The sequence below is a fragment of the Pseudobdellovibrionaceae bacterium genome (genome assembly GCA_019637875.1).
GTDB lineage: Bacteria > Bdellovibrionota > Bdellovibrionia > Bdellovibrionales > Bdellovibrionaceae > JAHBUW01.
This window is the reverse complement of the sequence record JAHBUW010000005.1, coordinates 25,203-40,088: the sequence shown is the minus strand read 5'-3', so window position 1 is coordinate 40,088 and position 14,886 is coordinate 25,203. Positions and strand designations below refer to the sequence as shown.

Below are 14,886 nucleotides of genomic sequence, written 5' to 3'. Positions count from 1 at the left end.
TACACTCATTTTCAGGGAGGGGCGATGTGGTCACGGATGACCGTAGTAGTAGGGATGCTGCTGCATCGCTCATTTTCTAAAAACTCCCTCAATACTTAATTTAAAAATCCAAAACTGAATATCAAGGGAAGCCCGGATCGTTCTCGTGCGATGGAAACTGCACGAAAAGGACGACGGGCCTTCTCCCTTATTTTTTGAAACGCGCGCGAGAAGAGGCGCGTTTCTATTTTTGGGTGAGCAACCAGACGGTTTCGGTGGCGGGGAGGCCTTTGAGGCCGCCATCGACGTCTTCGCGGTGGATGTTGTGGAGCGTGAACTTCGCGGCATAAACGTCGGTGACGAACTCGGGCGTCACCGAAAAAGGCGGACCGTCGGCCCGGGTTTGATCGTAAGTGTAGGTGATCAACAGTTGGGGCGCGCCATCGGTTAAGGTGAGCAGGTGGCTGGCGTACCGGCGGCGGATCGGCTCGGGGAGTGCGACCAAGGCGGCGCGGTCGTAAACGGCTTCCACCGGGCCGAGCGCATTCGGTGCAAGATCGAAGAGATCACCCGCGAACACCTCAAGCCCCGGGGCGCGGTAACGTTTCAGGTTCCCCACGGTGGCGACCTCCGGCGTGACCCCGAGCTCTTGAAAGAGCTCTTGGACGGCGGGCTCATGGAGTTCGGCGCCGACGACCGAGTATCTCCGGCCCCGAAGCCACCCGAGGTCGACGGATTTCCCGCAGAGCGGAACGAAGATCCGCTGGCCGGGTTTGAGTGAAAGGCGTTCGACGTGGTCCGCGAGCAGGGGGTTGACGTCGGCACGGTGAAAGCCGATTTGGCGGTCTTGCCAGCGTTGGTGCCAGAATTTCGGATCCACGAGGTCCTCGTTTCTTCGCTTCCTAGTGCCAGATGTCTTTCAGTCGCTTCACGGCGTAGGCGCCGAAAAGGATGTTCGGGCTCCAGATCGCGAGCGCGACGGGAAGTTGCGCGTTTCTGGCTGCGCCTTCAAAGCCGATGTACAAGATCCAATATAAAATCACGACACCCAGGCTCGTGATGAATCCGCCGCCCTTCGAGTCGCGGCGATTGGTCTGCGTGCCAAGGCCCACGCCCAAAAGACCGAAGATCACGCACACGACGCTGATGGCGATGCGTTTGTGGTATTCGATCAAAGCGTTGCGGCGATCCTCTTCGCTGAGGGTTTCTTGGGTCAGGCGTTCGCGGATTTCGTCCATGGTGAGGGACGGGGGCGATTTCGCGCGGATCTCTTCGGTGACCGGATCGCTCAGGCGGACCTCGAAGGTGCCGAAGTTCACTTTGGTGTGCGCTTCGCCCCGGCGGTGGATGCTGCCGTCTTGAAGTTGCAGTAAGATTGAATGCCCGGGCGCATTCGGATCTTGAATGATCTGACCCGACTTCGAAATGATCGTGAGCGGTACGTCGGCCGAGCGCTCATCGTAGATGAAAACCTTCTCGATGCGGCCGGTTTTCTGGTCGACCTTGTTCGCGTAGACGACGAGGTCGAAATAACCTTCCGAGAACGTGCCCTCTTTCAAAGTCGCTTGCGCTTTGGTCGACGCGATCTTCGTCACGAGCACTTCGAACTGACGGTTCCCCCAAGGTGCCAGTTGGAAGAAGGTCTGCGCGGAAAGAAACGCGACGAGGACCGAAAGCAGGACCGCGGGGACGGTCAACGCGAATTGCGAGTAGCCGATCGCTTTCAGCGCGACCATTTCCGACTCTTGGCTCAAGCGGCCGTAAGTCAAAAGCACGGCGAAAAGCAGGCTCATCGGCAAAATCACGGGTAGAAAACTAATCGACAAATAACCCATGATTTCCAAAACGACCGTAAATGAGATGCCTTGGGCGAGCACCATTTCGGTGAGACGCAAAGCCTGGGCCATCAACAGAATGAAAACGAAGATGAGGACGCCGAGGACGAGGCTGGGCCACATTTCGAAGAAGAGGTAGTTTGTTGCCCTGCGCCCGAGGCCGAGTCTCATTTTTCGAAGTTAACACGAGAAAACCGGAGTGCTAACATTGAATTATGTCCCGTCGTGTTTTGTTGATCAGCGATGATTATGTCGAAAACAGCCGCACGGAAACGCTCCTGAAAAAGGTGGGTTTCGACGTCATGGCGATCGGCACCGACGTGGGGCTGGCGGACAAGGTGCTGAGCTTCCGACCGGATCTCGTGGTCGCGTCGGGGAACTCGGCGAAGGTGTCCGCGCTCGGCGTCGGCGCGAAACTCAAAGAGATGCGCGGCTTCAGTGGGGCCGTCATGTTGGGGATCGATCGGGGCGCAAAAATGAATCCCATGGACCTCTTGAAGGTTCGTATGGATCGGATGCTGGAAGTCCCGTTCGATGCGGAAAAACTCGTGCGCAATATGTGCGAAATTCTGGCACTGGACGCCGAGGCCTGCTTGGAAAAGCTGCGCAAGGCCCAGTGGTCGGAAAGTGGCGGCGAAGCCCAAATGGTCCGCGGAGCGGGCGTCGAGACCGCTTCAACTTTGCCGGAAGTCAGTCAAAATGAGGCGCCGGTCCCCTCAGATCGAATTAAAAGCCGAATGACCCCCGAGGAGCGTCGAAAGCGCTTCGAAAAGGCGGTGGGTGGTCTTGACATCAATGCGTCCGACACCACCTTGAAAAGAGCGTCAGCCCGTGACAAATGGGCGGACGTTAAGAAAGATTGGGACCTCCAAAAGTTGGACGACCAAAAAGAACTGAAAAAGAAATTCGCCGAGGCGCTTTTTGATGAGCCCTCGGGAACTGATGACGAAGGAGCTTAGCATGGGACAATTCACCACACCGGTTAACGACACGAGCTTTGAACGCGAGGTTCTGGGATCCAATGTTCCCGTTCTCGTCGATTTCTGGGCAGAGTGGTGTCCTCCGTGCAAGGCGCTGGCGCCGAAGCTGGAAGAGGTCGCGGAAGAAATGGGAACTCAAGTTCGCGTCATGAAACTCGACGTCGATTCGAGCCCCGAGGTCGCGGCGAAATACTCGGTGCGTTCGATCCCCACGCTGATTCTGTTCAAGGGCGGACAGCCGGTGGATCAGGTCATGGGGAACTTGCCCAAGGATCGTCTGCTCGAGTTCATCAAAGAACACGTCTAAGCGATCTCGTTTCAAATTCGAAGATTTGAAAAAGGGACCGGACCGGTCCCTTTTTCTATTTTGTACCCGGCACATGCGTCGGGCACAGTATTTAAAGTCAGGAGTATTTATGAACGCGCAAAGCATCTTTCAATATTGGTTCAAGGAGCTCGCTCCCGAGCAATGGTTTGTGAAAAGCCGTTGGCTGGACGACCAAATGCGCGATCGTTTCGGCGAAATTCACGAGGCTGCGGCCCGCGGCGAGCTGACCCACTGGCGGGATACGATGCAAAACCGCCTTGCGGAAGTTCTGCTGCTGGACCAATTCTCGCGCAATATCCACCGGGATACGGCGAAGGCTTTCGCGCAGGACGCGCTCGCGTTGGATCTGGCGAAAGCGGCGATCGCGACCGGTCAGGACCGCGATCTTCCCGTCGAGCAGCGGACGTTCTTGTACATGCCGTTCATGCATAGCGAAGATCCGGCCGAGCACGTGCGCGCGGTCGAGCTGTTCAGCGGACCCGGTTTTGAAACGCAATTGAACTTCGAGCTGAAGCACAAAGCGATCATTGATCGCTTCGGTCGTTACCCGCACCGCAACGTTTTTCTGGGGCGGGATACGACACCGGAAGAGCTCGAGTTCTTGAAGGGGCCGGATTCGAGCTTCTAAACCCCGGGGGGCGTTCGCGGTGTCTTTGTTCGACAAAGAGAATCGTCGGACCTGGAGCGAGAGGGCGATCCCGGTTCTCGTCGCGGTCGCCGTCTATTTTGGCCTGCAAGAGGGGATGGGATACTGGGCGCTCCTCGTCGCGACGTTGCCGTTCCTGCTGACTTCGCGGGCGTTCGGTTTCATCCGTCGTTACCGGCGACGCTCTCCCGCAGACGGACCGCTTCTGCGCGACGAAAATTGGATCGAGAGTTATCTGCGGGCGTCGCCGATCCTGACGCCCGTGCGGGATGTCGCATCTCTTCCGCTGATTCCTCCGGAGGGAACGGACTTCTGGCGGATCGAGATCTGGGCGGAAAGTCGCGTGAAGCCGGGCCGTGTTTACGGCACGGTCACCTACGGTCTTCCGGAGGACGAGAGCACGGAGCGTGGGCTCTTCGTGATGTGGGAACCGGGTCCGAAACCGCGCCTGGACGGCGTTTACGAAATGGGCCAAGCGAAGGTCGGCGCGGCGTGGGGGGTCGTCACCTCGATCCTCGCCTATTTCATCTTGGATCGCGTCTTTGAGCAATCGGTCGGTTCGTCTCATCGGATGACGGAGTGGATATCCGATTTCGCCGTCACGGAATTCAACCTCGTCGAATCTTGAAGAGTTCTCACGTCTCGAGGCGCTCCTCACCGGGCGTGGTCGGCCATAGAAGAGGGTTTCGATGTTCACGGAACGTTTCAAGGCGCTGTTGCAGATCGTTTTGGGATTGGGGTCGATCTTCGCCATTTTTGCGCTCAGATTGGATGTCGAGGGCGAGGTCCTCGAGGTCATGCTCTATCTTCCCGTCATTCTGGCCATGCGGGGGTTCGATCAACTTCTGCGCTTCGAACACATCTCTTTTCCCGATCCGTCGGATCCCCCGAAAGCCCATCACGAGGCGATCCAATACCTCGCGTCGGATTCGCTTCTGGAGCGAGGTTCGGGGCTTCCCGGTCAGGGAAGTCTGACGGAATGGGGAACGCTCGAAGTGGCGTCGAGCTCGACGTATGAGGGCCGGTCTTACGGATACGTCCTCTTCAACATCAAGCGAAAGCTCGATACGCGGCAAGGGATTTACATCCGGTGGGAGCCTTACCGGCAACATTACTTTTCCGGTTACGTCTCCAGCAAAGATAACTTCGTGTTCGGAATGATCGGCATGATCTCGACCGTCATTTATTATCCGTTGGTCAGTTTGATTTTCGGCATTGGCGGAAGGAACGAACTTTCGACGTTTTGGTTCGGTCTGAATCTCGGGACCGCGCTCTTGCTCGGGATCCTGACTCAAGTTGTTTTCGAAATGTTCGAGAAAGAGTGGCATCTCAAAGAACGGATCTCGAAATTATGGGGGCGTTCGGACGCTCGTTTGCGCGCGGTCCAGTTGCACGCCGATTTGGCGAAGATTCTCGGTGTCCGCGAAGTCTACGGCGTGTTCGTCGAGGGGCGGCTGGTGACGTTCTATCCACTGGAGCGCGCAGGAGACGCGTCCGTTCAAGCGGCCGAGTTCGCGCGCATCGAACGGCTGGTCGACGTGCAAAACGATCACGGCATGATGAAGTTCCAACCCAAGGCGAAGTAAGAAGGGCCCGGATTTCTTGCTGACAGTCCCGCGCTCGGTCGTTAGCCTTTTCGGAAAGCGGTTCGCTGTCGAACCGCTTTCTCACGAAGAAGGGGGGTCTCATGGCAAAGTTCGGATGGTTCTTGGGTGCGGCTTTTTTGATGTGGGGTGGCCTGGCCATCGCGGGCGAGTCCGGCGTGATCTATCAAGGGAAACGATATCCTTTGTTCAAAGACGGACAGAAGGCGGGCGAGTTGCCGACGGACATCTTGGCCGCTGAAAAATCCGGCCGTAAACCTTCCGCCGAGCCGAGAAACGCGTACGCGTCCCCCGTCTATTATACCTCGGAAGACAATGGGATCACCTGCTTCATCATGGGCAACGGGGCCGGCGGGTCGAACATCAGCTGCGTGAAATAACGCTCGCCCTCGACGTCCTTTTAGGGGGGCGCTATCTTAGAACAGATAGCGCCGGTAAGCGACGCTCGAGATGATGCCCAGGCCCAGCATGGTCGTGAGCATGGACGAGCCGCCGTAGCTGAGAAGCGGCAGCGGGACCCCGACGATGGGCAGTAGCCCGATCACCATTCCGATGTTCACGAACATATGCCAGAAGAGGTAGGTGAGGACCCCGACGCAGAGAAGGGCCCCGAACTTATCCCGCGCGGTGGAGCTGATGCGTATCCCCACCACGAACAGCACGATGAACAGACCGATGGTGCCGAGCGAGCCGATGAAGCCGTGCTCTTCGCTCAAAACCGAGAAGATGAAATCCGTGTGGCGCTCGGGCAGGAACTCGAGCTGCGACTGGGTTCCTTTGCGGAAACCCTTGCCGACGATTTTGCCGGAGCCCACCGCGATTTTGGACTGAATCGAGTTGTAACCGGTGCCGCGCGGATCGTTCGAGGGGTTGATGAAGTTGATGACCCGGTTTTTCTGATAGTCGTGCAGAACGTAGGTCCACGCGACGGGGACCGCGACGATCCCGCACATGATGAGCAGCGCCAGGATCCAGCGCCGGATCTTCATGAAGATCATCATCGAGCCCGAGATCGCGAGGATCATCATCGCGGTTCCGAGATCGGGCTGCTCGACGACGAGGCCGAACGGGATCAGCATCAAAACGACGGGCGCGATCAGCTCTTTCAGGCCCATGCCGCGACCGTCGGCCGAGCGGTGCGCGAGCGTTTTGGAAAGGACCATGATCATCGCGAGCTTCATCGTCTCGGAGGGTTGGTAACGGAAGAAGCCCAGATCGACCCAGCGCTGGGCGCCGAGCGCGACCTGCCCGAAGAACGTGACGTAAAGAATGGCGCCGAGGTTCAAAGCGTAGACGATGTAGGCGACGCGGCTGACGATCGAGTAATCGAGCAGCGTCATGATGAAAAACACCGACCAACCGATGGTCAGCCACAGAATCTGATTGATGAAAAGCGAGGCGACTTCCTGGCTGTGGGGGCCGTGGGTCGCGCTGTACAGATTCATGAGGCCGATGAGGTTCAGCGCGAAGATCACGAACACGAAGTTCCAATCGATGCGCTTAAAGAGCGTTTTTTCTTCCATCTGTAGCGACAGATCCATGCTTATTCCTCGGCTTACTCTTCGACCGCGGCCGGATTCGTGGGCGCTTCGACGGCGGGGGCCGCCGTGCGCTTCGCGGTCTTATCGTTCTTGAGACCTTCGGCGATCATTTCGGGGTGATATTTATTGAAGTAAGCGCTCAGCACGTCTTTCACCAGCGGGCCCGCGCCTTTCGAGCCCGAGCAGCTGTGTTCGGCCAGCGCGACGACGACGATTTCGGGATTGTCCGCGGGAGCCCAGCCGGCGAACCAGCCGTGGTGACGTTGGTGCACGGGGCGATTGTCGCACTTTTGGTAAATCTCGGCCGCCGAAAAGTTCATGACCTGCGCGGTGCCGGTTTTGCCCGCGATCTCGACGCCGGGAATACGGACCGAACGCGCGGTTCCGCGATCGCCCATGACGACCCGGCGCATCCCTTCCTTCACGACTTTGAAGTTCGCTTGGTGGTAGGTGGGAAGCCCCTCGGTCGGCTCGAGCAGGTCGCGGACGATTTCGGGTTGGTTCTGTTTAAGAATGTTGCCGTCGTTGTCGAGAACCTTCTGCACGATGAAGGGCTTCACGACTTTGCCTTCGCGGGCGAGGGTGTTGTACGCAACCGCGAGTTGGATCGGGGTCATCTCGACGAAACCTTGGCCGATGGCGTTCGACAGGTTTTCCCCCGGCTGCCACTCTTCACGCATGGCTTGGACTTTCCACTGCGAGTTCGGCATGCGCCCCTGCGCTTCGCGGGGGATCTCGATGCCGGACTTCACGCCGACGCCCAAAGGCTGGATGTATTTGTGCATACGATCGATGCCGAGCGAGATGCCCATCTTGTAAAAGAAGACGTTCGAAGAGCGCTCGAGCGCGTCGTACACGTTGATGTTGCCGTGACCGCCCTTCAAGTGATCGTGGTAATCGCGGCGACCGAAACGCAAGGAGCCCGGGCAGTAAATGATCGACTGGGGCGTGATGACTTTCTCTTCCAGCGCGGCGAGCGCCACGAAGGGTTTGAAGGTCGAACCCGGCGCGAAGAAGTCCTGGATGACTTTGTTCCGCATGGGTTTGAAGGGATCGTTGATCAGCTTGTTCCAGGTGGCCGACGAAATCCCGTGCGAGAAATTGTTCGGGTCAAAAGACGGCAGACTGACCCACGCCAGGATCTCGCCGTTCGATTTCATCGCGATGAGGCCCCCGATGCGGCCCAGATCGGTCATCGCTTTGTAGGCGGCCTCTTGAATGTCTTTGTCGACGGTCAAAACCACGTTCGAGCCGGGAAGCGGATCGACGTCTTTGATCTCTTGGCCGTAGATTTCGGAGTTCTGCGTGAGCGCCTCGCGGCCCAGGGCATCGACCTGCAGGAACGCGCGACCGTCGACGCCGCGGATGTTCGCTTCGAGGACCTCTTCCAGGCCCGACTTGCCGATGATGTCGCCCTGTTCGAATTTTTGATTGGGGAAACGTTTGTTGTAGTCCGGAAGCTGGCGTTTCGAGATCTCGGATACGAAGCCCAGGATCTGCGCGCCGTTTTCTTTCAGCGGATAGTAGCGGACGACGGCTTCGCGGATCTCGAGACCGGGCGTATCCAAACGCACGCGCTTCAGGCGGAAGACCTCGTCGCGCGAGAGGTTCTCTTTGACTTTGACGGGCGCGAAGGGACCGTTCTGGCGGCGGTTGCGCTGCACCTTCTGGACGATCTTCTCGGTTTCCAGTCCCAGGATGGGGGCGATTTTCTTCGCGACCTCTTCCAGGTTGTCGATGTACTGCGGGGTCAGGACCGCTTCGAAGCCCAGATTGTTTTCGACCAGGATGCGGCCTTCGCGGTCGAGCATCTTCCCGCGCGGGGCCATGGTCTTTGATTCTTTGATCCGGTTTTTTTCCGAGAATTCGCGCAGCTCGGTCCCGTTGACGATTTGCAGATACCACAAACGCCCCGAGAACAAGAGGACCGTGAAGATCAGCATCGCGTAGAACAAACGATAACGCGGAAGCAGCTCTTTGGTTTCTTCGGGGTTACTGACGTAATCGCTCATAGCGGCGTCCCCGCGGCCGTGGCGGTATCGTCCGGCCGGAATTTTTCAAGCCAAGTCATGATCACATAAACGAGCGGCGAAACCATCGTGGTGAGCGCGATCTCAAAACCGCGTGCGAGCAGCTCGAAGGCCGCGGGCTGCGGTTCCAGCAGCGTGGTGTAGAAGAGCGTGCAGACGTTCCAGCCGACCGCCATCAGAAAACTCGCGATCATGAAGTAACGCAGGCCCGGCCAGAAGACTTTGTTGCGCGCAAACGACGTCAACGCGACCAGCGTGAACAGGCTGAACCAAATCACCTTCAAGTGAAGGCTCGTCATCGAGGTCATCATAAGTCCGAAAACGTAGGACATGAACACGGCTTCCAGAAAGCCGCGGTAAAGTCCCAGGTAAAGGACCCAGCACAGCCAGAACTGCGGCGCCGGGATGTTGCCCAGAAGTCCGGGCCACATGCTGGTTTGTAGGCCACTCAGGAAGAGAGCCACCACCAAATGCACGAAGGCCATACGCAAAGAGATCGCCTTCATTGCGCTCCGGAGGGGGCGAGCGCGGCCGGTGCGGGTTTCGTTTCGGTCTTCGAGCTTGTCGGCGCGGTGGCGCCGGCTCCGGGAAGGGGCGCGAGCAGCGCGGCCTCGGGGGCGGTCGTGTTCGCGGCGACCTGGTAACGTTCGGTCAGGTCTTGATTGGCGGCGTTCAAGACGACGAAGACCTCTTCAATTTTGTCGGGGTCGACGACGGGGCGCAGATCGACCTTCAAGCTGACCGAAGAGCTCGGCATGTCGACGCTTTCGACGACCGCGATCGGCAGACCTTTGGGGAAGATGTTGTCCAAGCCGCTGGTGACGACCATGTCGCCGACCTTCACGTCCTCGAAGCGTTCGACGTAACGGAGCGCGGACATATTGCGCGATTTTCCTTCGACGATCCCGCGGGCGCGGCTGCGGCTGACGATCCCGTCGACGACGGCGTAACGATCGGTGACAAGCAGCACGAGCGACGAGAAGTTTTCCGGACGGTAAATGTAGCCCGCGACGCCGTCGACGGTCATGACCGCCTGGCCCGAGCGCAGACCGTGGTGGGTGCCTTTGTTGATCCGCACGGTGGAGTGGTCCGCCAAAATATCGCGGCTGACGACTTCGGCCGCGACGAGCTCCATCTTGGATTTTTCGCGGAAGTCTAAAAGTCCGGCCAGGCGCGAGTTCTCTTTCACGAGCTCGTCATACTGGGTCAGGCGCGTCAGCAGCTCGGCGTTCGCGCTTTTCAGGCGGGCGTTCTCCGCCTTGATATCGAGCAGATTCAGGTATTCCCCGGTCGTGCCGCGCACGCCGTCAGAGAAAATGAAAAACAGATTCTGTACGCCCCCCACCAGCAAGTGGAAAGGTTGGTCGTACCAAGCGGATTCAAAGGGCTTGCGCTGCATATTCAACGAGAGCAGCGGCAGCATCAGCGCGAGGCCGAACCACATCAGCTTGCGCAAATTGAGCTGGAACCAATTCAAACTTCACCTCGATCAATAGGTCATAGTCTGATGAGATTTCCTCTTGAATTCAAGGACCTTTGAGGACAATCTTGAGCACGATAAATCAAGCTGATTTCGAAAGGAAATTTGCAAATGGCGAAGCCGTCGTTCAACGAGAATTTGAAACGTCAATTGGCAGAACGGAATCTGTCGTTCAAGTCGATCACCGCGATGGTGATCTTCGGAATGATCATTCTGGTTTTCGTCCTCATGTCGGGGAACAATCACCAGATGACCGGCGTGGGCTATGCGGCTCAAGTGAACAACGCCTACATCTCGCTGAAGGATCTGGACGCCGAAACCTCCCGGGTCGAGCGGAGTTTTGGGCAGATGTTTGGGCAGCTTGGCGGGGCGCAGCGTTCGTTCATGACCAGCCAGGCGTTGAACTCCCTGATTCAAGGGGAGCTGATCAATCAGTACGCCGAGAAAGCCCGGATTTTCGCCACAGACCATGAAGTCAAAGAAGTGATCGTTAAAGAACTGCCGTATTTCCAAGAGGACGGCCGCTTCCGCCGCGACCGTTACGAGCAGATCCTCGAGGCGAACCGCCTGACGCCCAACGAGTTTGAGGAAAAACTCCGCAAGGACCGCAAAACCATGCGCGTCCGCCAGCTGATGGAAGCGTCGAGCTCGCCCCTGAAAATGGAGCTCGAGAAGAAGAAGCAACTTTCGGAAACCCAAATGAGCTTTGCTTTTGCGCGCCTGGACAAAAACGTCGCGGTGGAAGGCATGGCGGTCACCGATGCCGATGTCGACGCGAAACTCGCCGACGCCTCCTTCAAAAGCCGGGTCGAGGCCGACTTCGCGAAAGAACCCCTGCGTTATGACACCCAAGAGGAAGTCCGCGCTCAGCACATCCTGATCAAGGTGGATGCGGAAAAGCCCGAATCCGACGCGGCCGCACGCAAAAAGATCGACGAGATCCGCGCCAAGACGGCGACTCAGGACTTTGGGACTTTGGCGGCGCAGAATTCCGAAGACATGGGCTCGAAAGCCGCAAAGGGTGACCTCGGCTTCTTCGGTCGCGGCAAGATGGTTCCCGAGTTCGAAACGGTCGCCTTTGCCGCGAAAGTCGGCGAAGTCAGCCAGCCCGTCAAATCGCCCTTCGGCTATCACTTGATCAAAGTGACCGAGAAGAAAGAAGCGAAGAAGGCCGAGTTGAAAGACGTCGAGCGCCAGATCGCGAAACGTTTGATCAACGAAGAGCGCTACGAAGCGGAAGTGAAAAACCTGGAAGAGAAACTCGCCGCGAAAGACCTGGCGGCGGTGAACGCGCAGCTCGCGAAGATGGGCGTGAAGTGGCAAGAGACCGGTTTGGTCGAGATCGGCACCGACTTCATTCCCTCCATGGGCAGCCGCGAGGCCACTCAAGCGGCGTTCAAACTCAGCGCCGCGAATCCGCTTTCGGGCATCGTGCGTGAGTCCGACGGCAGTGGCCAGAAGTTCGTCCTCCAATATAAGGGACAAAGTTCGAAACCCGCGGCCGAGCCCGTTTCGTACGAGATGCTGGCGCGCGAGCGCAGCTCGGAGCGTTTGAACCAGTGGCTCGAAGGCCTGCAAAAAGAGGCGAAGATCCTGCGCAACCCCTCGGTGGGTGCGAACGATCCCATGAGCTTGGGTCTTTGATTTTTTGATCTCCTTTCATCGCACTTATCCCGTCGATGTTCGCGCCGCCCACACTCACTCTGTTGGCGGCGTTCGTATTTTACCGGTGCGGGTGGAGCTGAGCCTGCAAGGTCCCGTGAGTCCGCTGACCGGCATGGTCGTCAACTTGGTTGAAATCGACCAAGCGGCGCGGCGGCTGCTGGCCGACTTCGAGCGCACCGAGTTCACCGGCGCGGAAGAGGCCTTCGTTTTTTTACGCGACCGCTGGATTCAGATCGCCGAACGCTTGGAGTTGCGTGCCGAGGCTGTCGGCCTGAAGGGCCGCTTCGGCGAGGCACGGCTGTTCATGCGGGACGGGGAGCGCCGGTTCCAATGGCGTTTGGGCCGTTTCGCGGTGAACCCGGCGACAGGTCTCAGTGGCCGCATTTTTGTCGATGCCGAATCACGCGCCGAGGCCCGCCGGGCGCTTCGGCAGCTGGCGACGCTCCCGCGTTTGGATTTGGTTTTCCTCGCGGATGTGAAATGGCCCGCGGGCGTTTACGCCGTCGGTTTTCGCGAACGCAAAAGCCACCGCGAATTGCGGCTGGAACTCGTTTAGCTTTACTTTTTCAGGTCCTCGGTCGCTCTATTTCTTCAGGTCTTCCGCCCCGAAGGCGAGGGGCAGGATGTCCTGGAAGGCGTGGGTCGATTTCACGCCGCTTTTGTTGGCGAGCAGGATTTCGGTGCTGGGTTTGGCGAACTCCGCGATGACCTGACGGCAGAAACCGCAGGGCGGCCACGGATTCGCGGTGTCGGTCATCACCAAAACCCGCTTCAGCTTTTGTCCCGGATATTCCGAAAGCGCTTTCCAGATCGCCACGCGCTCGGCACAGACGGTGCCGCCGTAACTCGCGTTCTCGATGTTGCAGCCACCGAAGATCTCGCCGTTCTCAAGCTCCACGGCGGACGCGACCTGCGCTTTCGAGTAGGGCGAGTGCGAGTGGGACAGGTATTTTTCGGCGATTTTCAAAAGCTTGTCGGACATGGCTTAAAGGTATCCCAGCCCGCGAAGCACTGTCGAGAGTTGAATGAGCGGAAGTCCCTCGATGGCGGTGGGGTCGGCGCACTCGAGTTTTTCGATGAGCGTGATGCCGGCCTTCTCGAATTTATAACCGCCCGCGCAGTCCCAGGGATGATCGCGGTCGACGACCGCGGTGACCTCGGCTTCGGTGAGCGGGCGGAAGGTGATGCGGGTTTCGTCCATGAACTCAAAGCGCTGGTCACGGTAAAGCACGCAGACGGCGGTGAAAAGCGAATGGCTTCGGCCCCCCAGACGCATCAGCTGAGCGATGTTTTTTTCGCGGTCGCCGGGTTTTCCCAGGATTTCGAATTGGCCGGGGGCGGTTTCGAGGGCGCCCAGTTGGTCCGAGCCGATGAGGACCTCGTCCGGGCTGTGGCGCGCGCTTTCGGCCTTGCCGGCGGCGAGCTGGCGGGCGAGTTCCCGGGGGGCAAGGCCAAGGCCTTTGAGCTTCTCTTCATCATAGGGGGGCTTACGGGTCGCGAAGTCGAAGCCGAGCCGCTCCAGCAGGGCTTTGCGGTAGGGGCTCGTGGAGGCCAGGATCAGGGGCGGGGTGGTCACGATGTTAATCATTTAGGTTTCATCCCATTCACAAAATTTCTCGGGCGGGGCCTGCGTTCCAGCTCGAGGTTTACCCCCGGAGATTCTAGAGGTGCAACGCCGTATTCTATGTTAAGACCCCGCCATGATCGAGACCGAGCGCGACAAAGCGAACTTGCGCGAACAGCGCGACAAAGTGAACCTGCCGGACGTTTCCGTCCCCGAACCCAGCCTGAACTGGGGCGCGCAGCTTCCTTGGGTGGGCATGCGCGAGATCGAAGTCCCCGTGAAAGTGAAACTCCCCCAGGGCGCAATGCTGATTGCGGGCCGCCTGGATCTGGGCGTTTCGCTCGACCGCAAAGAGGCGCGCGGCATTCATATGAGCCGCCTGTTCCGTCTGGCCATGGAAAGCCTGCCGCAAAATGAACTCACTTTATCGCTGCTGTCGGACCTGGCCACGCGTTCGCTCGAGACCCATGCGGAGCTTTCGACCAGCGTGAAACTCGCTTTGAAATTCAATCTGCCGCTCGCGCGCGAGGCGCTGAAGTCGCAAGGTTTGGGCTGGCGGAATTACCCCGTCCTGATCCGTTTCGAAAAGCGCGTGAATGCCGAGGCCTCGCTGGAAAAAGCATTGCTCGAAGTGGACGTTCTTTACTCGAGTACCTGCCCCGCTTCGGCGGCGCTGTCGCGCCAACTCAATGAAGAGGCCAGCCTGAATCACTTCACCGGCGACGAGATCCGCCGGGACGAACTGAAGCAGTGGCTGCACTCGCCCGCGTCTTTGGCGGCGACCCCGCACGCCCAGCGCTCGCGCGCTACCGTACGGGTGGAGCTGGCGCCCAGTGAATGGGGCCGCGATCTGGCGGAACTTCTGGCGTCCCTGGTGAACCGTCTGGAAGACGCGCTCGGCACTCCCGTCCAAACCCTCGTCAAACGCGAGGACGAACAAGAGTTCGCGCGCCGGAACGCCGAAAACCTCATGTTCTGTGAGGACGCCGCTCGCCGGCTGATGCAGGCCCTCGAAGCGAGCCCCGAATTCCTGAGCTTCGAAGGCGAAGTCGCCCATTTCGAAAGCCTGCACCCCCACGACGCCGTCGCGACCTTCGCCAAAAGCTAGCCCGGAGGGACCTTCTTCCTGTGGGTGTCGCAGCTGCGTTAAAATTGTTTCGCGGCGGCAATTGATATTCATTTTCACCTTGATCTTGAGAATCATTCTTAATAGAACCCAAGGAAACCACGTGGG

The 14,886-nt window shown here is 58.6% G+C and carries 17 protein-coding genes; 9 read left to right on the top strand and 8 right to left on the bottom strand.

The window, feature by feature from the left end:
• Nucleotides 1-223: 223 nt before the first annotated feature.
• Nucleotides 224-859: a thiopurine S-methyltransferase gene (gene tmpT, locus KF767_07870; protein MBX3017789.1), complete on the bottom strand. Its 636-nt coding sequence runs from the start codon at nucleotides 857-859 to the stop codon at nucleotides 224-226.
• 22 nt (nucleotides 860-881) lie between these two features.
• Nucleotides 882-1,985 (bottom strand): LptF/LptG family permease, encoded by a 1,104-nt coding sequence (locus KF767_07865; protein MBX3017788.1) that lies wholly within the window; start codon nucleotides 1,983-1,985, stop codon nucleotides 882-884.
• 44 nt (nucleotides 1,986-2,029) lie between these two features.
• Between KF767_07865 and KF767_07860 the strand changes: the two genes are divergently transcribed.
• The 6 genes from KF767_07860 (at nucleotide 2,030) to KF767_07835 (ending at nucleotide 5,752) form a co-directional block, all read left to right on the top strand.
• Entirely contained in the window at nucleotides 2,030-2,773 is a 744-nt protein-coding gene (locus tag KF767_07860) for a hypothetical protein (protein ID MBX3017787.1), read from the top strand.
• Between the two features lies 1 nt (nucleotide 2,774).
• Complete coding sequence (gene trxA, locus KF767_07855) at nucleotides 2,775-3,101, top strand: thioredoxin (GenBank protein ID MBX3017786.1); 327 nt, start codon at nucleotides 2,775-2,777, stop codon at nucleotides 3,099-3,101.
• Between the two features lie 109 nt (nucleotides 3,102-3,210).
• Complete coding sequence (locus KF767_07850; GenBank protein MBX3017785.1) at nucleotides 3,211-3,750, top strand: DUF924 domain-containing protein; 540 nt, start codon at nucleotides 3,211-3,213, stop codon at nucleotides 3,748-3,750.
• 19 nt (nucleotides 3,751-3,769) lie between these two features.
• Nucleotides 3,770-4,396 carry a hypothetical protein gene (locus KF767_07845; protein ID MBX3017784.1) on the top strand — a complete coding sequence of 209 codons (627 nt, stop codon included), beginning with the start codon at nucleotides 3,770-3,772 and terminating at the stop codon, nucleotides 4,394-4,396.
• A gap of 61 nt (nucleotides 4,397-4,457) precedes the next feature.
• Nucleotides 4,458-5,354 (top strand): hypothetical protein, encoded by an 897-nt coding sequence (locus KF767_07840; protein ID MBX3017783.1) that lies wholly within the window; start codon nucleotides 4,458-4,460, stop codon nucleotides 5,352-5,354.
• A gap of 101 nt (nucleotides 5,355-5,455) precedes the next feature.
• Complete coding sequence (locus KF767_07835; protein ID MBX3017782.1) at nucleotides 5,456-5,752, top strand: hypothetical protein; 297 nt, start codon at nucleotides 5,456-5,458, stop codon at nucleotides 5,750-5,752.
• A gap of 36 nt (nucleotides 5,753-5,788) precedes the next feature.
• Here KF767_07835 and rodA read toward each other — a convergent pair whose 3' ends face one another.
• Genes rodA through mreC form a run of 4 tightly spaced genes read right to left on the bottom strand, consistent with a single transcriptional unit; the run spans nucleotide 5,789 to nucleotide 10,420 of the window.
• Nucleotides 5,789-6,913 carry a rod shape-determining protein RodA gene (gene rodA / locus KF767_07830; GenBank protein ID MBX3017781.1) on the bottom strand — a complete coding sequence of 375 codons (1,125 nt, stop codon included), beginning with the start codon at nucleotides 6,911-6,913 and terminating at the stop codon, nucleotides 5,789-5,791.
• 14 nt (nucleotides 6,914-6,927) lie between these two features.
• On the bottom strand, nucleotides 6,928-8,925 hold the full coding sequence (gene mrdA, locus KF767_07825; GenBank protein ID MBX3017780.1) for a penicillin-binding protein 2: 1,998 nt from the start codon (nucleotides 8,923-8,925) through the stop codon (nucleotides 6,928-6,930).
• The gene (locus tag KF767_07820) at nucleotides 8,922-9,449 is read right to left on the bottom strand and encodes a hypothetical protein (GenBank protein ID MBX3017779.1); all 528 of its coding nucleotides are present in this window, start codon (nucleotides 9,447-9,449) and stop codon (nucleotides 8,922-8,924) included. Before KF767_07820 ends, mrdA begins: the two co-directional genes overlap by 4 nt.
• On the bottom strand, nucleotides 9,446-10,420 hold the full coding sequence (mreC, locus tag KF767_07815; protein MBX3017778.1) for a rod shape-determining protein MreC: 975 nt from the start codon (nucleotides 10,418-10,420) through the stop codon (nucleotides 9,446-9,448). Before mreC ends, KF767_07820 begins: the two co-directional genes overlap by 4 nt.
• A 114-nt stretch (nucleotides 10,421-10,534) precedes the next feature.
• On the opposite strand from mreC, the gene KF767_07810 reads away from it, so the two are divergent.
• Together KF767_07810 and KF767_07805 are read left to right on the top strand one after the other, a co-directional pair.
• A complete protein-coding gene (locus KF767_07810; protein MBX3017777.1) occupies nucleotides 10,535-12,067 on the top strand; it encodes a SurA N-terminal domain-containing protein in 1,533 nt (510 codons plus the stop codon).
• 4 nt (nucleotides 12,068-12,071) lie between these two features.
• Entirely contained in the window at nucleotides 12,072-12,644 is a 573-nt protein-coding gene (locus tag KF767_07805) for a hypothetical protein (GenBank protein ID MBX3017776.1), read from the top strand.
• Between the two features lie 27 nt (nucleotides 12,645-12,671).
• Here the strand turns inward: KF767_07805 and cdd are convergent, their stop codons facing one another.
• Complete coding sequence (cdd, locus tag KF767_07800; protein ID MBX3017775.1) at nucleotides 12,672-13,070, bottom strand: cytidine deaminase; 399 nt, start codon at nucleotides 13,068-13,070, stop codon at nucleotides 12,672-12,674.
• Nucleotides 13,071-13,073: 3 nt separating this feature from the next.
• A complete protein-coding gene (maf, locus tag KF767_07795) occupies nucleotides 13,074-13,676 on the bottom strand; it encodes a septum formation protein Maf (protein MBX3017774.1) in 603 nt (200 codons plus the stop codon).
• Between the two features lie 112 nt (nucleotides 13,677-13,788).
• Between maf and KF767_07790 the strand changes: the two genes are divergently transcribed.
• Complete coding sequence (locus tag KF767_07790; protein MBX3017773.1) at nucleotides 13,789-14,760, top strand: GTP cyclohydrolase I FolE2; 972 nt, start codon at nucleotides 13,789-13,791, stop codon at nucleotides 14,758-14,760.
• The last annotated feature ends 126 nt before the right edge of the window (nucleotides 14,761-14,886 follow it).